This window comes from Streptomyces sp. E-08, from assembly GCF_049913095.1.
GTDB lineage: Bacteria > Actinomycetota > Actinomycetes > Streptomycetales > Streptomycetaceae > Streptomyces.
In genome coordinates, this window is record NZ_CP183971.1 from 7,101,641 (window position 1) to 7,126,352 (window position 24,712).

The following is a 24,712-nucleotide window of genomic DNA, read 5'->3' on the forward strand; positions in this document are numbered from 1 at the left end:
GCCAGACGAACTGGCTGATCCCTATCATGGTTTCACCGGGCCGGGACGGTCGCAATCGCTCCCCGGCGGGTGCCCGGGCGTCAGGGGTGCAGGACCATGTCCGCGTACGACTCGAGGCGCCGCCAGCGTTCCTCCGGCTCGCGGTACACCGGCATCACGTCCACCTCCGGCAGCGGCCCGAACTCCAGCTCGGTGATCTCCGCGACGTCCGAGACCGGCACCTGGTACGTGCGGAACGGCCCCAGCGGCGGCGGCGCGCCCGCCGGGGCCCCGGCCAGGGCCCGCTCCGCGTCCCGGCTCAGGTCGGGGCTCTGGTCGAGGACGTACGCGGCGGCGGCGAGCGCCCCGTCCTGGACGAAGGCCGCCACCTTCCAGAACCGCAGCGGCACCTGGAGCCCCCGGTACGGCGGGTCGGAGTCCTGGAGCACCGGCCCCGTGAGCACCGTCAGCTTCCGGTCGTACTCCGCGGCGTGGTCGAGCAGGTAGTTCTCCAGGCCCTGCCAGAGCTCCTTGCCCTGGTTGAAGACGTCCGCCTGGGGAGCGGCGTTGGTGTAGTGGAAGGTGTCCGCGTTCGCCAGGGCCGCCACCGCCGGGTCGCCCCAGACGGGATCGAGGCGGCGGACCAGGTGCCCCCGGTCGAGACTGTTGTTCGCGTAGATCTCCGGACCGGCCTGCCGCTCCTCCGGCAGCCGGGGATCGAACTCCCAGAAATCGTCCCGGGGCATGTCCAGCAGCAGCTCCCGTCCCTCGATGCACACCGCGGTCGAGGCCGCGAGGCGCCGGTCGGGCCGGAAGACCACGGTGAAGTGGGTGTACGGCAGGATCACCGTCTCGATGGTGTCCCGGACCGGGAGCGCCAGGGGGACGACGGGGCCGAGAAAGGCCTCGTCGTAGCCGGTGCGGCCGGTCAGGGCGGCCAGGCGTTCGGCGACGGTCGGCCGGCCGGGAGGGAGCGGCGCGTCGGATGGGTTCATACGATGTAGGTACCGCGTGGAGAGGGTCGCGCTCGGCGCCGGACCGCAGGCCACTCGATCAGACGCCCGGGCCCTCCATCCCTCCGCTCCGCACGAGGAGGCACCTCATGGCCACCGGACTCTCCCTGCACGTCGGACTGAACGGCGTCGACCCCGCCCGGTACGAGGGCTGGGACGGCACCCTGAACGCCTGCGAGGCCGACGCCCACGACATGGCGCGCCTCGCCAGGACCGCCGGATTCGAGGCCACCACCCTGCTCACCGCCGACGGCACGGTCGCCAACGTCACCTCCGTGCTCCACGAGGCCGCCGCCCGTCTCGTCCCCGGCGACATCATGCTGCTCACCTACTCGGGCCACGGCGGTCAGGTCCCCGACCTCGACGGTCCCGACGACGAGCCCGACGCGCTCGACGAGACCCTGGTGTTCTACGACCGCCAGTTCCTCGACGACGAGGTCCAGCAGGCCTTCCGCGCCTTCGCCGACGACGTACGGATCCTCGCGCTCTTCGACTGCTGCCACAGCGGCAGCAGCATCGAGCTCCCCGGCGGGGCGGCGCGGGAGAGCGAGGGACGGTTCATGCCGGAGCCGACGCAGCGCAGTCTCAACGCGCGCGACCGGGCCTACTTCGAAGACCTCCGGCGGAGCCTCGCGAAGGACGCCCCCGCCGACGGGTCGGTCCCCGACGCGCTCCTCGTCTCGGCCTGCCAGGACAACCAGGTCGCCGCCGACGGCGCCCGGAACGGAGCCTTCACCGGGGCCCTGCTCCGGGTGTGGGACGACGGCGCCTTCCGGGGCGACTACCGGACCTTCCACCGGGACATCCAGCGCCTGCTGCCCCCGACCCAGAGCCCGAACCTCTACGTGACCGGCACCCCGGCCCCGGAGTTCCTGAACCAGCGCCCGTTCACGGTCTGAGGGCGTCGGTCCCCGGGGAGAACAGTCGGAAAACAAAAGAAGGCAAGGAGGAACGAACTCTCCTTGCCACTCTCAAGATATAGCGCACGGGGGGCCTTGCCGCAAGGCCCCCGTCATGCAGCAGAATCTCCGTTCGAAGCAAGGAACTGCGGAAAACGGGGCGTAAAGATGTTCGATGTGATCGTGGTCGGCGGCGGACCGACCGGCCTGATGCTGGCGAGCGAACTGCGCCTGCACGACGTGCGGGTGGTCGTCCTCGAGAAACTGGCCGAGCCCACCCGGGAGTCCCGGGGTCAGGGCCTGCACGCCCGCAGCGTCGAGATGATGGACCAGCGCGGCCTCCTGGGGCGGTTCTCCGCGATCAGCGAGAAGTTCCAGGTCGGCGGCCTCTTCGGCGGCGTGATGAAGGCGTGGCCCGAGCGGCTCGACACGGCCCACCCCTACGGCCTCGCCACACCGCAGCCGGACACCGAGCGGCTGCTGGAGGAGCGCGCGCGGGAACTCGGCGCGGAGATCCGGCGCGACAGCGCCGTGGTCGGGATCGACCAGGACGAGGACGGGGTGACCGTCGGGCTCGCGGACGGAACGGAGCTGCGCGCCCGCTACGTCGCCGCGTGCGACGGCGGCCGCAGCACGGTGCGCAAGCTGCTCGGCGTGGGGTTCCCCGGTGAGCCCGCGACGGTCGAGACGCTCCTCGGCGTCATGGAGGTGACGGCGGATCCGGAGAAGGTCGCCGCCGCCGTCGCGGAGGTCAACAAGACCCAGCTGCGGTTCGCTCTCACGCCCCTCGGGGACGGGGGCTGGCGGATCGTCGTGCCCGCCGACGGCGTCGCCGAGGACCGTGCCACCCCGGCCACCCTCGACGACTTCAAGGCGCAGCTGCGGGCCTTCGCCGGAACCGACTTCGGCGTGCACTCGCCGCGCTGGCTGTCCCGCTTCGGCGACGCCACCCGGCAGGCCGAGCGCTACCGCGTCGGCCGCGTCTTCCTCGCCGGCGACGCGGCGCACATCCACCCGCCGACCGGCGGCCAGGGCCTCAACCTCGGCATCCAGGACGCGTTCAACCTCGGCTGGAAGCTGGCCGCCGCGGTCGGCGGCTGGGCGCCGGAGGGACTGCTCGACACGTACGAGGCCGAACGGCACCCCGCCGGTGCCCGGGTGATCGAGAACACCCGCGCGCAGATGATGCTCCTCGGCAGCGAGGCCGGCCCGACCGCGCTGCGGGAACTGTTCTCGAAGCTGATGGACTTCGAGGAGGTCAACCGGTACATCACCGGCATGATCACCGCGGTCGACGTCCGCTACGACCTGGGCGAGGGCCATGAACTCCTCGGCCGGCGCCTGCGGGACGTCACGCTCAAGCAGGGCCGGCTGTACGAGCTGACGCACGGCGGCCGCGGCCTGCTCCTCGACCAGACCGGGCGGCTCTCGGCGGACGGCTGGTCGGACCGCGTCGACCACGTCGTCGACGTCAGCGAGGAACTCGACGCGCCCGCCGTACTGCTGCGTCCGGACGGACACGTCGTCTGGGCCGGCGAGGACCAGAACGAACTCGACGACCGTCTGACGGCCTGGTTCGGCGCGGCGCGGGCCTGAGCCGCGCGCCGGCGACCCGACGGGCCGGATCCGGGAGACCGGACCCGGCCCGTCGGGCGCTCCGGCAAGGGCCTGCCGTGTCCGGGGCCTCGGGGTGGTGGTCGTCCGTCAGGGGGCGGACGGGTGGGCCGGTCGTGCGGATGCCGGGGGCCCGGGTGGGCGGTGCGTCGTACACCGCGAAACTACGGGCGCAGTGCGGTCGCCAGCTGGGCGCGGGAGCGGACGTCGAGCTTCTGGTAGATGCGGGTCAGCCGCGCCTCCACCGTCTTGACGCTCAGGTACAGCTTCGCCGCCGCCTCCTGGTTGCTCGCGCCCTGGCCCACCAGACGGGCCAGACGCAGCTCCGCCTCCGTCAGCGACGCGAGCGCGGACACCGACTCCTCGCCGCCCGCACCGGGACCCGCGGCCTCACCCGCCGGCGTCTCGCTCGCCAGGGCCAGCCACGGGGCCGCCCCGGCCCGTTCGAACACCGACGCCGCCTCGTGCAGGGCGCTCTGCGCCGCCGACCGGCGCCGGCGGCGGCGCTCGACCCGGGCCAGGGCGATCAGCGCTCGCCCCCGCTCCAGCGGAAGACCGGCCCGGCCGAAGCTCTCCGCCGTACGGGTGAGCAGCTCGGCCGCCTCGTCGGTCCGGCCCTCCGCCGCCAGGCACAGGGCGTACGCCCGGTCGCAGCCCAGCAGGACCGTGGACCGGCCGAGCCGCTCCGCCACCGGCCGGACCTCCGCGAGGAGCGCCAGGGCCTCGTCGCCCGCGTCCTGGCCGAGCAGCGCCTCGGCCAGCTCCTCGTGCCAGCGCAGCATCGACGGGTCCACCGTCGACTGGGCGCGCTCGTCGGCCTGGACCCGCCGCAGGGTCTCCAGGGCGGCGGCGACGTCGCCGTTGATCAGCTGGACGCGGCCGAGCGCGTACCGGCTGCGCGAGAGGAAGACCCGGTCGCCCTCCTCCTCCGAGGCCTGGACGCTGCGGCGGGCGTAGCTCGCGGCCCGCGCGAAGCTGCCGCCCGCCGTCTCCGCGAGCGAGAGCGTGTACCAGGCGGGGCCGGGGGAGAGGCCCGCCTCCAGGGTGAGGGCGAGGGACTGGCCCGCGTGCGCGAGGGCGGCCGCACAGGCGCCCCTGCGGGACTCGATCGCGGCGAGCGTCGAGAACAGCTCGATGGTGTCCTCGACGGAGCCGCGCCGCTGGACCAGGGGAAGCAGCGCGTTCAGCTCGTCCCGCGCGTCGCCGAGACGGTCGTCGAAGAGGGCGTGACGGATCGTCAGGATCTGTGCGGCGTTGCGGATTCCGAGCGGACGCTCGGCCAGCTCCAGACCGCGGGCCTGGGCGAGCACGGCCTCGGCATCCGGCGCGCCGAGGGCCCGCTCCATCCGCGCCTGCACGGTGAGGGCCTGCGCCGCGAGCCGGGGATCGCCCATCGAGGCGGCCAGTGCGGCCGATTCGACCGCGGCCGTGCGCGAGCGCTCCGGATCACCGTCCGCGAGCACGTACTTGACGGCGAGACGCAGCTGCACGGCGGCCCGCAGGGCGGTGTCGCCCTCGGAGTCCTCCATGGCGTGGACGTACATCTCGTCGAGCCCGGTCAGCCCCTGCCCCGCGGTGTCGAGCACGGCGAGCCGCGCCCTGACCCGGTCGGACGGCACCGCGTCCCGGGCGAGCAGATCGGTGGCGGCCCGCATCGCGAGGTCGGCGCGGGCGGCGCGGGCGGCCTCCTCGGCGGCGTCGACGAGCCGCGCGATCCGCCGCGTGCCGTGCCGTCCCGGTGTCGACTCGGCGGCCAGCAGGGCCAGTTCGGCGGCGAGCGCGCTGTTCCCGCGCCGCCGGGCCAGGTCGGCGGCGGCCGCGACCTCGGCGGCGAGCTCCTCGTCCGGCCGCTCGGTGGCCAGCGCCCGGTGCCGTACGGCCTCGACGGGATCGTCCACGACTTCGGCCAGCGCCGCGTGCCCGGCGCTCCGCTCGGCCCAGCAAGCGTCGTGCACCAGGGTGGAGGGCAGCAGCCCGGCGGTGAAGGTCACCGAGCCGTCCTCGGAGAGCGAGACCAGATCGGCTCGTTCGGCCGCGGCGAGGTCCGCCTCCGCCGTGGGCCGTCCGGCGCGCCGCACCAGCGTGGCCGAGGGGCGCAGCGCGAGGGCGGCGAGCAGCAGCGTCTCGCGTACGGCTGGGGGCGCGGCGCCCAGGAGCTGGCGGGCGAGGTCGCGGGCGCGCCCGGAGAGCGTCAGTGCCTCGGCGTGGTGCACCGGGGTCCGCGCGTCGGCGAGCGAGCGGCCCACGGCGAGTGCCAGCCGCGGATTGCCGCCGCTCGCGCGGTGGATGCGGCCGGCCATCCGGGAGGGCAGCCGGTGGTGGATGAGGAGTTCGGCGATCTCGTCGGCGTGCAGCGGCGGGACGCGCAGCACGTCCGCCTCCGAGGGCACCCAGAGGTGCGCGGCGTGCGGGTCGTCGGGGCGGTGGCTGTCGCGGTACGGCTCGTGGGTCTCGGCGTACGGCTCGGGGGTCTCCACCGCCACGACCCGCAGTGCGGGCGGGGCCAGGTGGAGGGCGAAGCGGAGCAGGTCCGCGCTGTCCGCGTCGACGTGCTGGACCCCGTCGACGACGAGCAGGACGGGACCCCGGCAGGTCAGGGCGCGCAGGATCCTGGCGATGCCGAGGCGCAGCGCGATCGGGTCCCAGCCGCCCGCGTCGATCGGCGCCTCGCGGCAGAGCATGGCGACGGCGGTGCGTTGGGGGCCCGGCAGCTGGTCGAAGACCCCGGAGGCGAGCACCCCCGAGTCGAGCACCCCGAGGGCTCCGCCGGGGGACGCCCCGGGCGTCCCGGGCGCGGAGGGTTCGACGGCGGGTCCGCCGGTGCCGAGGCCCGGCCAGGTGACGGTCGCCGCGACCGAGGCGACGAGAGCGGCGGCGGCCGCCCCGGGTATCTCGCGGTCGGACGGCAGGGTCGCGAGCCACAGGACGGTCTCGCCGCGCGCCTCCGCGCGGGCCGCCTCGGCGAGGGCGACCTCGGTCTTGCCGACGCCCGCGGGTCCGGTGAGCAGGGCGCGGCCCCGGGTGTGGAGGGCGCGTTCGAGCCGGGTGAGGAGCTCCTGCCGGCCCACCGGGGCAGGGCTCTGTGGCGCTGTCGTCACTGTCCACCACCTCCGGCCCCTCGGGGCCCGGCCCATGAACCCCGTGCGCAGAGGATACGGAGCCCACCGGCACAGTCCAGGCCCCTTGTCCGGCATTCGGACAGCGGCTTCGTGGGTGCGTGTCCCCACAACGCCAGGACGCGCCAGTGGTGTAGACCACGGGCGCGTCGCTGACCAGCAATGATGCTGATGTGGGGGGTGGTTCAGAGGTGGTGCGGTGGTGCGTCAGAAGGTGAGGCTCCACGAGTCGATGTAGCCGGTGTCACCCGTGGCCACATCGCGGACCTGGAGCTTCCACGTGCCGTTGGCGACCTCGCTCGACGCGTCGACGGTGTACGTGGTGAGGACGTTGTCGGCGCTGTCCGAGGAGGAGGAGGCCTTCAGGTTGCGCACCGTGCCGTCGGGGGCGACCAGGTCGACGACCAGGTCCCCGCGCCAGGTGTGCTTGATGTCCACGCCGACCTTGAGGGCGGCGGGGGCGTTGCCCGCGCGGCCGGTGACGGCGATCGAGGACGACACGGTGGTGTTGTCCGGGATCTGCACGTCCGTCGCGTTGGTGAAGACGGTGCCGGTCGGCGGGGTCGTGTCGAGGACCGCGTTCACGGACTTCGCGGAGTCGGCGATGCCGGTGCCGCAGCCGCCGGTGCAGGTGCCGGGCAGCGGACGGGCGTTGGTCTTGATCGCGGACTCGATCTCGGCCGGGGTGAGGGTGCTCTTGGCCGACTTCAGGAGGGCGGCGAGGCCGGCGATGTGCGGCGCCGCCATCGAGGTGCCCTGGTAGGGCTTGTACGTCTCGGTCGACTGGGTCGTCAGACCCGAGTTCAGCGTGGAGTAGATGCCGTTCTCGGGGGTGGTGACGGTACCGGGCGTGTCCGTCGAGCGACGGGTCTCGCCGCCGGGCGCGGCCACGTCCACGATGGTGCCGTAGTTGGAGTAGTACGACCGGTTGCCCTCACGGCTGGTCGACGCCACGGTGATGACGTTGGAGCAGTTCGCGGGGGTGAAGCCGGAGGCGTTGGCGTTGCTGTTGCCCGCGGCGACGACGACGGTGGTACCGCGCGAGACGGCGCCGTTGATCGCGGTCTGGTAGACGCTCGGGCAGGTGGAGCTGGCGCCGCCCAGGCTCAGGTTGATGACCTTCGCCGGGTTCGCGTTGGCCGGGACGCCGGGCACGGTGCCGCCGGAGGCCCAGGTGATGGCGTCGGCGATGTCGGAGGACGAGCCGCCGCACTTGCCGAGCACCCGCACGGGCTGGATCTTCGCGTTGTACGCGATGCCCGCGATGCCCTTGGTGTTGTTCGTGGTCGCGGCGATGGTGCCGGCCACGTGGGTGCCGTGCCAGGAGGAGTTGGAGGCGGTGGAGCCGGTGCCGCACTCGCCGGCGGTGGCGTTCCAGTCGCCCTCGTCCTTCGGGTCCGCGTCGCGGCCGTTGCCGTCGCGGGCGTCGGCGGAGGTCGAGATGAAGTCGTAGCCGGCGACGATGTTGCCCGCCACGTCCGAGTGGGCGGCGTAGCCGGTGTCGATGACGGCGACGGTGACGCCGGAGCCGGTCGTCCTGTCCCAGGCTGCGGGAACGTTCATGCCACCGGTGGGCTCGAAGAGGTCCCACTGCTTGGCGTAGTCGGTGTCGTCGGGGGTGACCGCCATCGCGTAGGCGCGGATGTCGGGCTCGACCGAGGCGACGGCCGGGTCGGCGCGGAACGCGTCGATGACCTCGGTCACGTCCTGCTTGGTCGCCTTCCCGCCCAGGTCGACGAGGGCGCCACCGCCGGCGAGGCGGCGCTCGAAGGAGAGCTTCTCGCCCGTCTTCGCGGCCTTCTCGGCCGTGTCGCTCTTCGCGGCGGTGTTGGAACCGGCCTCGGCGGTCCGGGTCTTGTAGGTGACGATCACCTTCTCGACGGGGGCGCTGGGAAGCGCCCGCATCGTCTGCGAAGCCGGAACCGGCTTCGGGGTGGCAGCGACCGGGGCGGCGGCGAACGCCCCGGAGGTCATGGCAGCGGCACCGAGGATCGCGGCGCTCGCGACCACGGATATGACTCTCCGCCTGGAACCGTTCAAGGTGTGGCCCTTTCGAGTACGACGTAACTGCGGAGCAGTGGCGGCGGCGCGGGACGCACGGGGCGAAGTGGGGTCGCGTCCGTCGTTCCCTGGGCTTGGGGGGCCCGTGCGCCGCCACCGGCGCGACGGCCCGGGTCAAGGCCGTCCCCGGCGGACGGCACCCCCTCCGCATGCACCTGTCAGGGTGCGCTCGGGGGATGATATCTGCCGGTGCGGAGGACAGTAGGGAACGGGGTGGTGAACCCGATACGGGGAAAACCCTTGTCACCCCTCACCGGGCGGCGGGGGTCCCTTGAGGGGAGGGGTCGAGGGAACCGCACGAGGGGCTCGGAGAGCCCGCCGGGCAAGGGTATGCGGCGCCGTCGGGGGCGACGCGCGCGGGGCCCCGTGGCGCTCCGGTTCGAGGGGAGGTCAGCCGAGTTCGAGCGTGGTGACGCCGAAGACGCGCTCCCCGGCCACCGGGCGGACCGGGCCCGTGTACATCCGGGCCGTCTCGAACGTCGGCTCCAGACCGCGCTCCAGGGCCAGCGCGGCCGCCGCCGGATTCGACTCCGGCATGTCGACCGCGATCCGGTCCGCGCCGAACCCCCGGGCCTCGGCGGCGAGCCCGTCGAGCAGGGCCGCCGCGTCCGCCGGGGTGTCCGCGAACAACGGCCCCACACGCGCCTCGTCCTCGGCGGGACGAACCACCCCGTATCCGGTCAGACGACCGTCGACGACACGGGCCAGCGCCCGATGGCCGGGCGTGGACAGCCAGGTGTCCAGGAACCGGGGCCGGTCGGCGTGGTGGCAGACGGCGTCGTACGCGGCGAGGGCCGCCCGGTTCGCCCGCCCGGCCGCCACCAGTCCGGTCGCCAGGCGGTCGGGGGCCGGGACCTCGCCCACGTACCGCGCGGTGCGGTGGGCCGGGCGGAAGCCGGAGCGACGGTAGTTGTCCTGCTGCGCGGGCACCCCGTCGAGCCCCACGGTCCGGCCGCCCGCGTGGGCGAGCGCGGCGCGCCACGTGGCGAGGCCGTGCCCGAGGCCGCGGAGGTCGGGGCGGACGAGGTAGAAGCCGAGGAAGGCGTAGGCGGCGTCGTAGGTGACGACCGAGATGGCGGAGACCGGCTCCCCGTCGACCCGGCCGAGGAAGAAGCCGGCGGGGTCCTGCGCGAAGAACGCCGGGACGTCGGAGAGTCCGGGATTCCACCCCTCCTCGGCGGCCCAGGACCGCACGAGCGCCCACTCCTGCGGCGTGGCGGAGGAGACGGACAGCGAACCGGAGGAGACGGAGGTCATGGGTGTCCTTCGACGGCCGGGGGGCGGGCGAACGCCCGGACGGTCAGGAACCCGGGCAAACCGCGCCGAGCATAACGCCGCCCGGCTCCGCGCGGCCCCGGGACCGATCGCTTTCGGCCGCGGGACTGTCGGGCGGCGGGTCCGCCCGTCGGCCGACGCCCCTGCGCCCGTCTCGCCGGGCCGGCGCCTGCCCGTGGTGCGCAGCGCCCTGGAAGTGCCCGTCGCCCACCGCCGTGCGGGCGACCGCCGCGGCGGAACGCCTGCCCACCACGGCGGGGCGTCGCCCACGACGCGGCCCGTTCAGTGGATCAGTCGCAGGCGGGAGGGCGCGACGGCGAGGTGGATCGTCTGGCCCCAGGTCAGTTCCAGCGCGTCCGACTCGACACCGTCGCCGAAGGCGACCAGGCGGTCCGACTCGACCGTGAGCCGCAAGCCGCGCCCCGCGTCGAGGAGGCCCTCGACGCGGGACGTGCCGGTCGCCGGCGACGGCCACGCCTCGCGGACGAACCAGGCGAGCCGTTCGTCCGCCGGCGCGGGCAGGGTCAGCGCGCTGGACCGCTGTTCCCACAGGGAGCGGAGCCAGCCCGTGGCGCCCGTCCCGGTGCCGACCAGGACGCCCGAGGAGGCCTGCGGCTCGGGCGGGACGTCCGTGCCGTCGAACCCCAGGGTGTAGCGGGCGGTCTGGTGGCCCGGCGGGCCGACGTAGATCTCGTTCAGCGCGAGGAGCCGCTGCGCGTCGTCGGTGACGGCCTCGACCATCGTCAGCTCGTCGACCGCCGCCGAGGGACCCGCCGCGTACGGCAGCAGCCGCCGCGCCCGGTCCGGCCTGTGCCGCACCAGGACCCCCGCGTTGCGCCCCGGATCGGCGTCGATGCCGAGGACGGGCTGTCCCGTCAGGTACTTCGCCGCGTTGGCGACGAGGCCGTCCTGCCCGACCACCACCACGACGTCCTCGGGCCCGAACAGGAACCGGTCCAGATCGGCCCGCTCGACCCGGGTCTGGCGCCAGGTCAGCGGAACCGCGCCCGCCACCTCGGCGAGCGCCCGCCGGGTCCGCTCGTGCCGCTCGCGCACCGCGTCGACGGAGCGGCCGCGCGCGGAGAGGAAGAACGCGGCCTGCCCGTGCGTCCCGTGCCGGGCGAGCAGCTCCTCGTACTCCGTGGTCCGGTGCACGAGCACCGCGCGCGGTGCGAGGCTCACGGCCGCGCCCCGCCCTCGCCGCCCAGCTTGGCCAGCAGACCGGTCAGCACGTCCGGGGAGAGCGTGAGGTGCTCGATGCGCGGCAGGTTCTCCGCCGCCCGGGTCACCGCCAGGGCGTGCAGCGTCGCCGGGTCGGCCTCGGCGTGCGCCCGCAGCCACGCGGACTGCGCTCCGGCGCGCGCCTCGCCGACCTCGCGTGCCGCCTCCGCCTCGGCCCGGGCCAGCCGGACCTTCCGTACGGCCTCGGCCTCGGCCCGCACCGCGTCGGCGGCCGCGTTCTCCTCGGCCTCGCGGCGGGCGTTGGTGCCGCGCTGTTCGACGAGCCGTTCCTCCTGCCGGGCGAGCTCGATCTTGCTGGCGAGCTCGTTCTCGGCGATGGCGCGTTCCCGTTCGACGGCGACCGCGCGGCGCTCGTAGGTGGCCCGGTCGGCCTCCTGCTGGATCTGCTCGCGCGCGGGCGTGCGCAGGGCCCGCTCGACCTCCGGCTCGGGGCGGATCGCGACCACCCGGACCGCGACGACCTCGATCCCGGTGTCCGGAAGCCGCGGCTCGTCGGCGAGTCCGGCCGCGATGCGGTCCCGTACCGCCGCCACGCCGTCGACGAGGGCGGCGGCGAGCGTGGTGCGCGCGAGGACGTCGAGGGCGTGCTGCTGGGCCGTCTCGGTGAGGAGGGTGGCGAGCTGCTCCAGCGGGGTGCCGCGCCACGCGCCCGTGTCGGGGTCGATGGAGAAGTCGAGCCGGGTGGCCGCCGCGCCCGGGTCGCCGATCCGGTACGTGACCGTGGACTGCACGCTCACGTCCTGGAAGTCCGCGGTGCGGGCGTGGAAGGCCATCGCGAGCTCGCGGTCGTTCACCGGCACCTCGGAGAGGGCGGCGGTGAGCGGCCGGAACCAGAAGCTCAGCCCTTCGCCGTCGTGGACGAGCTTGCCGCGGCGCTGGTGGCGGATGTGGGCGGTGGGTGCGGAGCGCAGATGGCGCCAGCCGGCCCGTCGCGTGATGTCAGCCATGGAAACCCCCTTGTCGTCAGCTTGACGATAGGGGGCGTTCCTGGTTGTCGTCAAGATGACGAATATGAGGTTCGGGCGCCGTCTCAGCCCGCGACCGGCGCGGGAGCCGGCTCGCCGTCCGACGGCGCGAGGCCGGGAAGGTCGCGGAGACCGGGGAGGTCCGGGAGACCGGGGAGGCCGGAGCGGGTCGGGAGGTCGGGGAGTTCGGAGCGGGTCGGGAGGTCGGAGAGGCGGGGGGCGGGCATCGGCAGCGCCTCCGCGGCGGGGGCCGAACCCACCGCCCCGGGTGCCGTCGCCACCTCCGGCGCGCCCCCCTTCGTCAGCAGGACCACGCCCCGTGCCGCGACCACCGACGCGCCCGCCGCGACGAGCCAGCCCCAGGCGCCCGCCCGGAAGGTCTCGCCGAGCAGCGCCACGCCGATCACCGCGGCGGCCGCCGGGTTGGAGAGGTTGACGACGGCCAGCGGGGCCGCGAGCCCGCCCCGGTAGGCGGCCTGGGACAGCAGCAGGCCCCCGGAGGCGAAGCCGGATATCAGCACCGCGAGCAGCGCGGTCTGCCACCAGGACGGCTCCGCGCCGGGCAGGTCGAGCGCGAGCGCGGCGGTCAGCGTCTGGGTGAGCGCCGAGGCGACGCCCGAGGCGATCCCGGAGGCCGTCGCGTGCCCGAGGCTGCGTCCGGCCGGGCCGCCGGTCCCGCGCTGCTCCCGCCCGTGCAGCCGTCCGGAGGCCAGTGCGGCGATGAGGAGCGCCGTCGCGGCGGCGACGATCAGGGACTCGCGCAGGCTGAGCGCCTCGCCGGGGGCCGTGGGCCCGGTCACGGCGACGAGCCCGACGAGTCCGCCGAGGGTCCAGAGGGCTCCGCGCCACTCGGTACGGGTCACCCGGCGCCGCGCGCAGTACGCGCCCAGCGGCAGCGCCGCCACGAGCGTCAGCGCGCCGAGCGGCTGCACCAGCGTCAGGGGCCCGTAGTGCAGGGCGGCCACGTGGGCGAGGGCTCCGGCCGCGTTGAGGCCGACCGCCGACCACCACTGACCGCGCGCGAGCAGGGCGCGCAGCGCGCCGCGCCCGTCGGGGGCGGCGGGGGAGGCGGCCGCGAGCCGGGACTGGGCGACGGCGGCGAGCGCGTACCCGGCGGCGGAGACGAGGGAGAGGAGGACCGCGAGCGCGGTGCCGGCGGCGGGGTTCATCGCAGGGCTCCGACCGGGAGGGGTGCCGCACCGAGCGGGCGGGCTACGGGTGGGGGCGCCGTCCGCCGGCCGGGCGCGCGGACGGCGAGCAGCGCGAGGCCGAGGAGGACGGCGGCGGCGAGCGCGTCGAACCAGTAGTGGTTGGCGGTGCCGACGATGACGAGCAGGGTGAACAGCGGGTGCAGCAGCCAGAGCACCCGCCAGCGGGACCGGGTGGCGGCGATCAGGCCGATCGCGACCATCAGGGCCCAGCCGAAGTGCAGGGACGGCATGGCCGCGAACTGGTTCGCCATGGAGTCCGTCTCCGGCGTCGCCCCGTAGACGGAGGGGCCGTAGACGCGGGCCGTGTCGACGAGTCCGGAGGCGGCGAGCATCCGGGGCGGGGCGAGCGGCATCAGCAGGTGCAGCGCGAGCGCGGCGCCGGTGGTGAGGGCCAGGACCCGGCGCGACCACAGGTAGTGCGTGGGGCGGCGCCAGTACAGCCAGACCAGGAAGGCGATGGTGGCCGGGAAGTGCACGGCCGCGTAGTACGTGTTGGCCGCCCGGATCAGCGGTTCGCCGTGCAGGAGCAGCTGCTGGATCGTTCCCTCGCCCGGCAGGTGGATCGCGCGCTCGGCGTCCCAGACGCGGTCGGCGTTCTGGAAGGCGCGGGCCTCGTGGCCGTTGGCGAAGAGCCGCCCGAACTTGTAGACGAGGAAGAGCGCGGTGACGAGCAGGAGCTCGCGCACGAGTGGCGGTCTGGCGGACTCGGACGCGGACGGGGAGCCGGACGGGGGTTCGGGTTCGGGTTCCGACGTGACGTCCGGGTCCTCGGTTCCTCCGGTCCCGGCCGGGCCGGGGGTGGGAGGCGTCCCCGGTCCTGCAGGACGAGGTCCTCGTGTCCCGCGTATCCCGACAGCCATCGTGCGGCCCTCTAATCCGTCAAATCGCCAACAAACGGAGTGAGCCTAGATCCGATTCGATCGAGACGCAAGCGTCTCGATACGTTTGCGTCTCGATTGTGCACCCCCTACTCTCGTATGTGCAGAGACAGAGGTGTCCGGGAGGATCGATGTCCACTCAGGCCGCGACCGCGGCAGCCCGTCGCAGCAAGATCACGCCGGAGCGCGAGACGGAGCTGTACGACGCCGTGCTCTGCCTCCTCCGCGAGGGCGGCTACGACTCGGTGACCATGGAGGGCGTCGCCGCCCGCACCAAGTGCGGCAAGGCGACCCTCTACCGGCAGTGGGGCACCAAGCCCCAGCTCGTCACCGCGGCGCTCGCCCAGCGCCGCTGCACCGTCTTCACCGGCATCGACACCGGCACCCTCGCCGGCGACCTGCGCGAGGCCGCCCGGATCGCCGCCTCCCACCGCGAACGGGACGCCGAGCTCATGGAAGCCGTCGCCCAGGCGTACATGCAGCACCCCGACCTGCGTGCCGCGCTCCGCGAGACCGTCATCGCCCCCGAGATCGCGGCCATCGACGCGGTCGTGGCCCGCGCGGTCGACCGTGGCGAGGTCGACGCCGACAACCCGGCGATCGGATTCGTCGCCCCCTGCTTCATGGGCATGCTCCGCATCGAGCGGATCTTCGAGGAGCGCTTCGCGGACGCCTCGACCATGCCCACCTTCGTCGACGCCGTCCTCCTCCCGGCCCTGCGCGTCAAGGGCTGAGCCGCCGTCCCGCACGGACCGGCGAGGACGTGCGAGGACGTGCGAGGACGTGCGAGGACGTGCGAGGACGTGCGAGGACGTGCGAGGACGTGCGAGGACGTGCGAGGACGTGCGAGGACGCGAACCCACCCCTCCGCCGCGCGTCGGGGAAGGCGGGACACGGCCCCGTCCCGCACCCTGGAGCCATGGCCGCAAGCACCCCCGCCGTCCGCGTCCGCCGCGTCTACGAGGACCCGTCACCCGACGACGGGGTGCGCGTCCTCGTCGACCGCCTCTGGCCGCGCGGCCTCAAGAAGACGGACGCACGCATCGACGAGTGGCCCAAGGCGCTCACCCCGTCCACCGAACTCCGCCGCTGGTACCACGGCACCGAGGGCGAGTACGAGGAGTTCAGCCGCCGCTACGAGGCCGAACTCGACGCCCCGGAGGCCGCCGCGGCGCTCGACCGGCTCCGGGACCTCGCCGCCCGGGACACCGTCACCCTCCTGACGGCCGCGAAGGACCCCTCCGTGAGCCACACGTCCGTCCTGGTCCGCGCGCTAGGGCAGTAGCCGGGGCGCCTCCGCCGCGGCGTCCACGCGGCCCCCGCTCCCGGACTCCGTACGATCGGCCAACTCCCGCGCCCACACGACCAGTCCGCCGACATCGATCCCGTACGCACCGGGGACGGGGCTCCCGCCCGCGAGGCGGTCAGCGCCCCGGCGCAGCAGCCGGGCCCCGCCCGCCGCGTTGCCGCGGGCCGCGTGCGTCAGGCCGACGGCGAGCTGCGCGAGCCCCTGCCACAGGTCCCGCTCCGCCACGGGGCCGGACTTCCAGGCGTCCTCGAAGACCTCGTGCGCGTGGAACGGCATCCCGGCGTCCAGCAGCCGCTGCGCCTCCCGCACGGTCTCCCCGGGGACGCGGACGACGCCCTCGGGCAGCCGCGGCACCCCCTCCGCCCCGTAGGGCAGAGGACGGCCGAGACCGTCGCGCGGCCGGGCACTGCGGGCGCGCCCCTCCTGGTCACGATCCCTGCCGGCACCCCTGTCGGCACCCCTGCCGGCGCCCTCGACACCGCCGCCGGCCCCGTCACCGCCACCGCCGTGGTCACCCGTTGTCCGGTTCACCCTCCCATTGTCGCCCGTCGGACGATCACGAGCGCTAGGCTCGTCGGTCCGGCGCTGTTCCGGTCCGCGCGGGTGGTGCCGGACGCGTCATGCCAACAGTTCGTGTGGGGAGTGAGTCACCGGTGCCGACGGATCCCGAACAGTCGCCGTCCGCAACGCCGTTCGCGTCCGGCGTCTCCGACGCGGGGCGCGGCGGCCTGCTCGAACGCGGTCCGGAGCTCGCCGCGGCCGCCCACGCCGTCGACGAACTCGTCGCCGGGGCGGCGGCGGGCGGTCCCGGACGCGGCGGCATACTCGTCTACCGGGGCGAGGCGGGCATAGGCAAGACCGCGCTCCTCGCCGAGATCCACCGCACCGCCCGCGACCGCTGCACCGTGCTCACCGCCCGGGGCGGCGAGACCCTCACCTCCGTCCCCTTCCACCTCACCCGTCAGCTGCTCCAGCCCGCCCTGGACGGCTTCGCCGCCGACGAGGTGCGGCAGCTCTTCGGCGACCACTTCGACCTCCTGGCGCCCGCACTCGGCCTCGCCGTGCCCTCCTCGGACGCGCCCGCCGACCCGCAGGGCGTGCTGCTCGGCCTCGCCCGGCTCCTGGACCGCCTCGCGGACCGGCTGCGGGACCGGCCCCCGGTGCTGCTCGTGGACGACGTCCACTGGGCCGACGCCGAATCCCTGGCCTGGCTCGACGCCTTCACCCGGACCCGGCGCGGCCGCCGGCTGCCGGTCCTCGTCGTCCTCGCCCACCGCCCGTTCGTGCGGGAGCCGCAGGGCCCCGGCGGGCCCGCGACGCTCGCCGCGCTCGCGGACCGCGCCGTGCTCACCCTGGGCCTGCACGCCCTCACGTCCGGCGCCACCGCCGCGCTCGCCCGGGACGCCCTCGGCGGGCACGCGGACGAGCCGTTCTGCCGCGAAGTGTGGACGGTGACCTCCGGCAACCCGTACGAGACGGTCGAACTGCTCGCCAAGGCCCGCGACCGGATGCTCGAACCGGTCGCCGGCTCCGCGGGACTCCTCCGCGACCTCGGCGCCGGAGCCCGGGGCGGCGGCCTCGTCGCCCGCCTGGAGGAACTCGGCAGCGGCCCGACCCGGCTCGCCTGGGCGACCGCGGTCCTCGGCACGGACAGCACACCCGAGCTCCTCGCCGCCCTCACCGGCCTGGGCGCGAAGCAGGTCGCCGAGTACACCGAACTCCTCCGGGCCGCCAGGATCGTGACCGCGCCGACGAACGGCCGGAACGGACTCGCCCTCGTGCCCGTCCCGCCCCTGGAGTTCACGCACCCGCTCATCGCGACCGCCGTGTACGGCTCCGTGCCCCCGGGCGTACGGACCGCGCTGCACGGCCGCGCCGCCTGGGCGCTCACCCAGGCCGGCCACGGACCGGCCGCCGTCTCCCGCCACCTCCTCGAAGTGCACCCCGACGACGACCAGGACGTCGTGGGCCGGCTGAGGGCCGCCGCCGTCGAACACCTCGCCGTCGGAGCCCCGGACGCGGCCCGCCGCTGCCTGGAGCGGGCCCTCGTGGAACCGCCCGGCGCCGACACGTACGCAAGGGTCCTCTACGAGCTCGGCTGCGCCTCCCTGCTCACCGCGCCCGCGGCCACCGTCCGCCACCTGCGCTCCGCGCTCGACCTGCCCGGCCTCGACGACGAGCTGCGCATCGACGCGACCTACCGGCTCGTCCAGGCCCTCGCCCACAACAACCAGCTCCAGGAGGCCGCGCGGGCCGCCGCCGTCGAGTACGCCCGCACCCCGCCCGGCACCGGCCGACGGCGGCTCCAGGCCGCGCACTTCATCTACGAGGGGTTCCAGGCGTCCGAGGAGGACGGCCCGGACCGCTCCCGCCGCCTCGCCGAACTCACCGCAGGCCTGACGGGAGCCGACAACTCCGAACGGGCCCTCATCACCGTCCGCAGCTTCGACGCGACGATGCGCGGGGAACCCGCCACCGAGGTCGTCCGGCTCTGCGACCTCTCCCTCGTCGACGGCGCGCCCGCCCGCGGCCTCGGCTGGACCGACCCCGTCTGGGGCTTCGAGATCCCGGCCTTCACCGGCATCGCGTACGCGTTCGCCGACCGTCCCGACCGGGCCGAGGCCCTCTTCACCGAGGCGGTCCGGGCCTTCGAGATCTCCGGCTGGAGCGGGGCCCACCTCGCCTTCGGCCACACCCTCCTGGGACTGGTCCACCGGCGCCGCGGCAACCTGCCCCGCGCCCAGCACCACCTGGAGGAGGGCCTCCGGCTCGCCGACCGCGTCGGCGACGGCCTCCCCGTCCACTGGGACACCGCCTGCCTCCTCGTCGACACGCTCGTCGCCCGGGGCCGTACGGCACAGGCGCGGGCCGTGGCCGACCGGTACGCGTTCGGCCCGCCCTGGCCGGGCGCGATCGTGCTCCCGGACGGCCCCAGCGTCCTCGGCCGGCTGCTGCTCGCCGAAGGCCGCGTCGAGGAGGCCGTGTCCACCCTGGAGGGGGCCGCCGAGGCCCTGACCGTCCGAGGTCGCCACCACATCGTGTGGGCCCCGTGGCCGCTCGACCTCGCGCGCGCCCTCGCACCCACCGACCCCGACCGGGCGGCGGGGATCGCGCGAGAGGCCCTCACCCACGCGGAGCGCCTCGGCACGCACACCGCGCTCGGCGAGGCCCTGCGCTGCCTGGCCCTCTTCGCCGACCCCACGGAGGCCCGCAGCCTCCTGGAGCGGGCCGTCGCGCACCTCGCGGCGTCGCCGTCCCGCTACGAGGAAGCCCGCGCCCGCCTCGACCTCGCCCACGCCACCGGCTCCGCCGCCACCCTCGCCGAGGCGACGGCCCTGGCCGCCACCTGCGGCGCAGACCTCCCCACCCCGCATGGCGTGACAGCCCGTGCGTCATCCCACCCTCCGGAGTGAGGTAATGTTTTCCCTGCACGGCGACGCGGGAGAAACACCGCGGAGACGAGCACCGGGACGTGGCGCAGCTTGGTAGCGCACTTGACTGGGGGTCAAGGGGTCGCAGGTTCAAATCCTGTCGTCCCGACCATGCTTTTGGCTGGTCGGAGGCCGTTCTCTCATCCATGAGAGGACGGCCTTTCCTGCGTCCGGAGCCATGGTGGTCGCATGGTGGTCGCAGCCACGCCGGGCGGCTCGTCCCGTGGCCGGCCTGACAGGGTGGAGTGCCGCAGCGTCTTGAAGACCACGGTGAGCGGGACGCCGACGGTGATGGTGATGGTGGCGGCCAGGTGCCGCAGGTCGTGGACGCTGATCCGCGGGACGCCGGCTTCTACGGACAGCTGGTGGAGCCGGTCCAGGACGTGGTGGGGTCCGAGAGGCCGGCCGTCGGGCCGGCAGAAGACCAGTCCGGTGAACGGATCGTCAGGATCGCCCCTCGCGCAGGGCGTTGTTATCGATCGGTGCCAGAGGGCGGTGGCGTGTCCTCCCTCCAGGCTGCCCCCGGCGGCCGGATCTCGTCACGTCGGCGTGGTGGAGGGGTCCGGGTGGCGGTCGGCCCAGGGGCGGGCGTGTTCGAGCTGGGCGGCGAGGCGGAGGAGGGTTGCCTCGTCGCCGACTCGGCCGAGGAAGTGGACGCCGATGGGCAGGCCGCTGCCGGACCAGTACAGGGGTACGGACATGGCGGGGGCGCCGGTGATGTTGGCGACGACGGCGGGGAAGGCGACGAAGGGAGCACTCCGGTCGGCGGCGCGCAGTGGTTCGTCCTCGGTGGAGGTCATCTCGCCCAGGCGCAGGGGTGGTTGGGCGAGAGTCGGGGTGAGCCAGGTGTCGAAGCGGGTGAGGAAGTGGGCGACGGTGCGGGCGAAGCCCTGGAGCGTGGTGACGGCCAGCAGGTAGTTCCCGCCGGTGAGGCGCACGCCGTGTTCCCAGTAGGCCCGGGTGAGTGGTTCGAGCTCGTCCCGGCGGGGCTCGCGGCCGAGTTCGCGGATCCAGTACGCGATGATCCAGGACACGCCGGCGCCGTACACGGTGCCGATGGCGGCGCCGACCTCCGGTGTGAGGCCGGGGAGGTCCGCCTCGACGAGGTCGTGGCCCAGTCCGGTGAGGAGGTGGACGGCGTCGTCCAGGGCCGCGACACAGTCGGGGTGCACGGGGTGGCCGTCCGCCGGGCGTGCGCTGAACGCGATCCGCAGCCTGCCTGGTGCGCGACGGGTCTGGTCGGCGAAGGGTCCCGGCGAGGTCGGGGCCGGGTAGGGGTCGCCCGGTTCCGGGCCTGAGACGGCGTCGAGCAGTGCGGCGGAGTCCCGTACCGAGCGGGTCAGGGCGTGCTCGCAGGCCCAGCCCCCGAAGGCGTCCCCGTACGCCGCTCCGAGCGGCACCCGGGCGCGGTTGGGTTTGAGGCCGAACAGCCCGCAGCAGGACGCGGGGAAGCGTATCGAGCCGCCGACGTCGTTGCCGTGCGCCGCGGGCACCATCCGGGCCGCGACGGCCGCCGCCGACCCGCCGCTGGAACCGCCCGTGGTCCGGACGGGGTCCCACGGGTTACGCGTCGGCCCGTAGAGGGTGGACTCGCAGGTCGGGCTCATGCCGAACTCCGGCGTGGCAGTCTTGCCGAGGATGACCAGGCCGGCGGCGCGCAGCCGCCGTACGAGCTCCTGATCGTGTCGTGAGACGTGGTCACGCAGGAAGACCGACCCCTCGCAGAAGCGGACGCCCTCCTGCTCGGCGATGAGGTCCTTGAGCAGGTACGGAACTCCGGTGAACGGGCCGTTCGGGAGCCCGGCCCGAACCTGCTCCAGGGCCTCATCGAACACCGGTGTGACGACGGCATTCAGCTGCGGGTTCAAGGCTTCGATGCGGGTGACGGCCGCCGTGACGAGGTCCTCGGCCGTGGCTTCGCCGCTACGGACCAACTCTGCCTGGGCGGTGGCGTCGAGCGCGGTCAGGGCCTCCACATCCCTGGGACCGAGGGTCGTCACCGCCCGGGACCGATCGCGCGGGCTGCCGCCGCCAGCGCCGCTTCGGCTTCTTTCACCGTCCGGCGGACGATCTCGTCGGCGGGCAAGACCTCGTGGACGAGGGCGGTCGACTGGCCGGTGAAGGGGAGGTACTCTTCGCCGCCGCCGGCCAGGATCGCCGCCATCACGCGGGGCACGGTCTCCACCGGGTCCACCTGGTATGGGTCTTCACGCAGGGCGTCCACCAGGGGAGTCCGCAGGCAGCGCGGCACTCCGGCACTACCGGGGAGGTTGAAGGGCGGCAGGATCCGCTCGCTGCCCACGACCTTCACCGTGTCCGCGGCGGCCGACGCGACGATCCGGTTCTTCCACGCCTGCGACACGCTCATCTCCTGGGATGCGAGGAAGCGCGTCCCCATCAGCACCCCCTGCGCGCCCAGCGCCAGGGCCGCGGCCAGGCCGCGGCCGTCGGCGATCCCGCCGGCCGCGAGTACGGGTACCTCGCCCGCCAGGTCCGCGACGTCGGGGACCATCACCATCGTGCCGACGTCCCCGCCCTGCCCGCCGGCCTCGCCGCCCTGCGCGACGATCACATCGGCCCCGGCTTGGAGAGCCTCGTCTGCCTGACCGCGGCTGGAGACCTGCTGGATCCAGAGAATGCCGGCGTCGTGGGCCCGGGCGATCAGGTCGGGCGGCACGGCCAGGTGGAAGGAGATCGCGGCCGGCCGCTCCTCGATCGTGGCCTGGAACGCCTCCTCGTCGAGGGGGCGACTGGTGTGGTTGATCGCGAACGGCCGGTCGGTCAGCTTTCGCAGCCGGGCCCACTGCTCCCGCAGTTCCGGGAGGGGCCGCACCGCCGTGCCGAGGCTGCCGAGCCCACCGGCCCGGCACACTGCTGCCGCGAGATCGACCTCGTCCCAGGGGCCGAAGGGCGCGCAGACGATCGGGGTATCGATACCGAGAAGGCGGCATACGGGAGTGGTCAGCATCAGGACCTCCAGCAGGCCCGCGACAATCCTGCGGCGAGCAGCCATGGCACATGCTTCTCCTTCCCATCATTCCGTACGCCGCCGTCCCCGGCCTCGTGAAGGAACCCGGTCCTGATCGGCTGGACGAGTCCGCTGCATGCCCCGCGGTTTCGGCGCCCGGGATGCGACCGCGGCCCGGATCATGACCGTGGGGTTCAGCAGTACCGACGGGGGCGCTGCCCGCGTCGCGAAGACCGCGAGTCGACGGGAGATGCACGGGTCGGACACGGCTGCCGCGCGGACCGCCCGCTGGAGTGGGCTGGGTGGCCTGGCGAGTGCCTCCCGTCGGCCCAGAGCGTCGTACGCGTCGATGAACCGGTGTGCCCGGCGGTAGCCGCGCAGCGCGCGGTGCGGGTCCCGGCCCTGGGCCAGGGACTCGGCGGTCGCGTCGGCCAGCCACGCGGCACTGCGGAACGCCCAGCCGCAGCCCACGGCCGGAACCGGGTCCGAGGCGGTGGCGGCGTCGCCGATCAGGGCCAGCCCGGGCCGCGGTGCGGGATCGCGGCGTATGCACGGGTAGTCGGTAGTGCCGATGAGGTTCGACACCCGCCGGGCGCCGGCGAGGGAGGGCCCGTCCGGTAGGTGCCCGACGAACCGATCGAACGCGGCCTGCCGCTCGGCGGTGAACTCGGGCAGCCGGTCCTTGGCGGGGAAGACACCCACCTGGGTGAGCCCGTCGTCCACGCGGATGCACACGGCCACGTCCCGGCCCAGCGGCCAGACCTGGCCGTCACCTGGGCCGTTCATCGTCGCGCACGGGCGCAGGATGATCGCCATGGTGGTGTTGGGCCGACTGCGCGCCCGTCGAGGCGACTCCGATCCCGACCCCCTGCTGACTCGGGTGGGTTCGATCATGGTCACCGCCGAACCGGTCGTCGGCTGGATCATCGGCTCCACGCCCGCCCTGGCGGAGGCCGCGGCGTATGCCGGCGACCTCGACCAGGTGCGCACGATGGCCACTCCGGCCCTGGCGGCTGCCGTGTCACAGGGCGAGCCGTGGCTTCTCGGTGAGCTGGCCTATTGGCTCACGCGCGCGAACGGACCGGCCGCCGTTCCGGCGCGGGCCGCAGAACCGTACCGGCTCCAGCTGTCGGGCCGCCCGCGCGAGTCGGCAGAGCTCTGGCAGGAGATCGGCTGCCCCTACGAGGCCGCGCTCGCGCTCGCCGACACCGCCGAGGAGGGGATGCTGCGCGAGGCGCTGGCGGCCTTCGACCGCCTGGGAGCACGGCCGATGCGCGACATCACCGCCCGCCGCCTGCGCAGGCTCGGGGTGCGCGACATCCCCAGACGCCCGACCCGCGCTGCCGGCCCGGACGGGCTGAGTACCCGTGAGCAGGAGGTGCTCACCCTGTTGGCCGACGGACTCCGCAATGCCGAGATCGCCGACGAGCTGTTTCTGTCGCGGCGCACCGTAGAGCACCACGTGGCCGCAGTGTTGCGCAAGCTCGGCATGGCGAACCGGTCGGAAGCCGCTCGATACGCCCGGCGAAACGACGTGACCGATCGCAGACCCACCGTGCCCCCATCGACCCGGACAACGTGATCGGGCACCGGACACCGTGATCGAGCAGTGGAAGAGTTTGCGGACCCGGAGCCCGGCGGGCACGAGGACTGCGCCTGCGACGGCTCCTGGCGTTGGCCTGAGGGCATCGCCGTTGGTGTGTGAAAGTCCGGGCCGGGGTGCCTGGCCGGCAACGGGGGCACAGGTGCGTCCGCGCGCTCCCGCGCGGCGAGCTCGACGCGCGGAACGGTCAAGCCGCCCCTCGTCCTCCGAGCCGGTCCTTGGCCCACCAGAGGAACGCGGCGGCGTGCTGTCGGTTGGCGAAGCCGTCGCCGGCGAGGGCGAGGAGGAGGTTGTTGCTCCACAGGATGAGCCGGCCGAGAGTCCAGTTCACCGACTCGGGCGCCGGGAGCTCCAGGCCGTAGACCAGCCGAGCGATCTCACGCTTGCCGCCGGCGTCGGTCGTGTACTTCAGGATCGTGAGGAAGCGGTCGGGGTGCATCACGCAGAGGACCCTCGTGAGGAGGGCTTCCTTGAAGCCGGTCATGGCGAACGGCTGGGTGCCGGACAGCAGATGCCCGAGTCGGTCTTCGAGCGGCACGTCGTCGGGTCCGCGCAGGAGGTACTCGATCGTCTGCCGGGTCGCCTCCCCGGCTGCGGCGTCGCCCATGTCGTTCCACGCGGAGTTGAAGGTCGCCTGATTGCCGGGGCGTGCTCCGACCTCGGAGTTGGCGAAGTCCTTGAGCACCCTGGGGTCGCACGTCCACAGGCCGTCCGGGGAGAAGATCCTCTGGTACTTCGCCCAGTAGTCCGCCACGGCGGGGTCGAGGTCCGGCCTGCCGGCGAGGTACCGCTCCTTCAGCCGGGTCACGCGCTCCATCTGCCCGGGATCGACGTCCTCGGCCCTGGGGAAGCGGGACTTGAGCTCGTCGAAGGAGCGGATCGGGTCCTTCCGGGGGACCACCGGTGGTTCCCTGTGCTCCCATGCGAAGCCGCACCGGTGCTTCAAGAGGCGGCCTCCGCCGTCGAGCGGGCGGACCGCCTCGATGTCCTCGTCGTCGCTGCACAGTGGACACATGGCCAATGCCATGGCTACCCCCCGCTCGTCGGTACTGGAGCCCCGGATCCGAGATGCCGCACGCTCCGGCCGAGGCCGCATTCTCCCATTCGGTCAGGGCACACGGGACGGGACGGCCGAAGGTCCGCGCCTG

At 74.2% G+C, this 24,712-nt stretch carries 20 protein-coding genes and 1 tRNA gene; 7 read left to right on the forward strand and 14 right to left on the reverse strand.

Annotated elements, in window-relative coordinates; genetic code table 11:
• Positions 1–80 precede the first annotated feature (80 nt).
• Positions 81–974 (reverse strand): DNA/RNA non-specific endonuclease, encoded by an 894-nt coding sequence (locus ACN9MM_RS32660; protein ID WP_426367314.1) that lies wholly within the window; start codon positions 972–974, stop codon positions 81–83.
• Between the two features lie 107 nt (positions 975–1,081).
• Between ACN9MM_RS32660 and ACN9MM_RS32665 the strand changes: the two genes are divergently transcribed.
• Together ACN9MM_RS32665 and rox are read left to right on the forward strand one after the other, a co-directional pair.
• On the forward strand, positions 1,082–1,891 hold the full coding sequence (locus tag ACN9MM_RS32665) for a caspase family protein (protein WP_426367315.1): 810 nt from the start codon (positions 1,082–1,084) through the stop codon (positions 1,889–1,891).
• Between the two features lie 168 nt (positions 1,892–2,059).
• Complete coding sequence (gene rox / locus ACN9MM_RS32670; RefSeq protein ID WP_426367316.1) at positions 2,060–3,487, forward strand: rifampin monooxygenase; 1,428 nt, start codon at positions 2,060–2,062, stop codon at positions 3,485–3,487.
• A 182-nt stretch (positions 3,488–3,669) separates the two neighbouring features.
• On the opposite strand, the gene ACN9MM_RS32675 is transcribed toward rox, so the two are convergent.
• From ACN9MM_RS32675 to ACN9MM_RS32705, 7 genes are all read right to left on the reverse strand, one after another.
• The gene (locus tag ACN9MM_RS32675; RefSeq protein ID WP_426367317.1) at positions 3,670–6,603 is read right to left on the reverse strand and encodes an AAA family ATPase; all 2,934 of its coding nucleotides are present in this window, start codon (positions 6,601–6,603) and stop codon (positions 3,670–3,672) included.
• A gap of 225 nt (positions 6,604–6,828) precedes the next feature.
• Positions 6,829–8,631, reverse strand: coding sequence for a S8 family serine peptidase (locus tag ACN9MM_RS32680; RefSeq protein WP_426367318.1), 1,803 nt, complete (start codon positions 8,629–8,631; stop codon positions 6,829–6,831).
• 441 nt (positions 8,632–9,072) lie between these two features.
• A complete protein-coding gene (locus ACN9MM_RS32685) occupies positions 9,073–9,939 on the reverse strand; it encodes a GNAT family N-acetyltransferase (RefSeq protein ID WP_426367319.1) in 867 nt (288 codons plus the stop codon).
• A 300-nt stretch (positions 9,940–10,239) separates the two neighbouring features.
• Positions 10,240–11,139, reverse strand: a complete 900-nt coding sequence (locus tag ACN9MM_RS32690; RefSeq protein WP_426367321.1) for a hypothetical protein — start codon at positions 11,137–11,139, stop codon at positions 10,240–10,242.
• Positions 11,136–12,146, reverse strand: a complete 1,011-nt coding sequence (locus ACN9MM_RS32695; RefSeq protein ID WP_426367322.1) for an SPFH domain-containing protein — start codon at positions 12,144–12,146, stop codon at positions 11,136–11,138. The genes ACN9MM_RS32690 and ACN9MM_RS32695 overlap by 4 nt, the downstream gene beginning before the upstream one ends.
• Before the next feature lie 83 nt (positions 12,147–12,229).
• Positions 12,230–13,333, reverse strand: a complete 1,104-nt coding sequence (locus ACN9MM_RS32700; RefSeq protein ID WP_426367323.1) for a DMT family transporter — start codon at positions 13,331–13,333, stop codon at positions 12,230–12,232.
• The gene (locus tag ACN9MM_RS32705; protein ID WP_426367324.1) at positions 13,330–14,061 is read right to left on the reverse strand and encodes a phosphatase PAP2 family protein; all 732 of its coding nucleotides are present in this window, start codon (positions 14,059–14,061) and stop codon (positions 13,330–13,332) included. The genes ACN9MM_RS32700 and ACN9MM_RS32705 overlap by 4 nt, the downstream gene beginning before the upstream one ends.
• A gap of 323 nt (positions 14,062–14,384) precedes the next feature.
• On the opposite strand from ACN9MM_RS32705, the gene ACN9MM_RS32710 reads away from it, so the two are divergent.
• Both ACN9MM_RS32710 and ACN9MM_RS32715 read left to right on the forward strand, forming a co-directional pair.
• The gene (locus tag ACN9MM_RS32710) at positions 14,385–14,987 is read left to right on the forward strand and encodes a TetR/AcrR family transcriptional regulator (RefSeq protein WP_426367325.1); all 603 of its coding nucleotides are present in this window, start codon (positions 14,385–14,387) and stop codon (positions 14,985–14,987) included.
• A 185-nt stretch (positions 14,988–15,172) separates the two neighbouring features.
• Positions 15,173–15,538: a DUF488 domain-containing protein gene (locus ACN9MM_RS32715; protein ID WP_426367326.1), complete on the forward strand. Its 366-nt coding sequence runs from the start codon at positions 15,173–15,175 to the stop codon at positions 15,536–15,538.
• On the opposite strand, the gene ACN9MM_RS32720 is transcribed toward ACN9MM_RS32715, so the two are convergent.
• A complete protein-coding gene (locus ACN9MM_RS32720; protein WP_426367327.1) occupies positions 15,527–16,093 on the reverse strand; it encodes a DUF309 domain-containing protein in 567 nt (188 codons plus the stop codon). The two genes, ACN9MM_RS32715 and ACN9MM_RS32720, sit on opposite strands and share 12 nt — an antisense overlap.
• A gap of 197 nt (positions 16,094–16,290) precedes the next feature.
• Between ACN9MM_RS32720 and ACN9MM_RS32725 the strand changes: the two genes are divergently transcribed.
• Together ACN9MM_RS32725 and ACN9MM_RS32730 are read left to right on the forward strand one after the other, a co-directional pair.
• The gene (locus tag ACN9MM_RS32725; protein WP_426368884.1) at positions 16,291–18,975 is read left to right on the forward strand and encodes an ATP-binding protein; all 2,685 of its coding nucleotides are present in this window, start codon (positions 16,291–16,293) and stop codon (positions 18,973–18,975) included.
• 53 nt (positions 18,976–19,028) lie between these two features.
• Positions 19,029–19,105, forward strand: a tRNA-Pro gene (locus ACN9MM_RS32730).
• A gap of 28 nt (positions 19,106–19,133) precedes the next feature.
• Here the strand turns inward: ACN9MM_RS32730 and ACN9MM_RS32735 are convergent.
• Genes ACN9MM_RS32735 through ACN9MM_RS32750 form a run of 4 tightly spaced genes read right to left on the reverse strand, consistent with a single transcriptional unit; the run spans position 19,134 to position 22,777 of the window.
• Entirely contained in the window at positions 19,134–19,508 is a 375-nt protein-coding gene (locus tag ACN9MM_RS32735; RefSeq protein ID WP_426368885.1) for a tyrosine-type recombinase/integrase, read from the reverse strand.
• A gap of 24 nt (positions 19,509–19,532) precedes the next feature.
• On the reverse strand, positions 19,533–20,969 hold the full coding sequence (locus ACN9MM_RS32740; RefSeq protein WP_426367328.1) for an amidase: 1,437 nt from the start codon (positions 20,967–20,969) through the stop codon (positions 19,533–19,535).
• Between the two features lie 20 nt (positions 20,970–20,989).
• Positions 20,990–22,006, reverse strand: a complete 1,017-nt coding sequence (locus ACN9MM_RS32745; RefSeq protein WP_426367329.1) for an NAD(P)H-dependent flavin oxidoreductase — start codon at positions 22,004–22,006, stop codon at positions 20,990–20,992.
• A gap of 21 nt (positions 22,007–22,027) precedes the next feature.
• Positions 22,028–22,777: an NAD(P)/FAD-dependent oxidoreductase gene (locus ACN9MM_RS32750; RefSeq protein ID WP_426367330.1), complete on the reverse strand. Its 750-nt coding sequence runs from the start codon at positions 22,775–22,777 to the stop codon at positions 22,028–22,030.
• Between ACN9MM_RS32750 and ACN9MM_RS32755 the strand changes: the two genes are divergently transcribed.
• The gene (locus ACN9MM_RS32755) at positions 22,767–23,543 is read left to right on the forward strand and encodes a helix-turn-helix domain-containing protein (protein ID WP_426367331.1); all 777 of its coding nucleotides are present in this window, start codon (positions 22,767–22,769) and stop codon (positions 23,541–23,543) included. The genes ACN9MM_RS32750 and ACN9MM_RS32755 overlap by 11 nt on opposite strands.
• A gap of 208 nt (positions 23,544–23,751) precedes the next feature.
• On the opposite strand, the gene ACN9MM_RS32760 is transcribed toward ACN9MM_RS32755, so the two are convergent.
• Complete coding sequence (locus ACN9MM_RS32760; RefSeq protein ID WP_426367332.1) at positions 23,752–24,591, reverse strand: hypothetical protein; 840 nt, start codon at positions 24,589–24,591, stop codon at positions 23,752–23,754.
• Positions 24,592–24,712 lie beyond the last annotated feature (121 nt).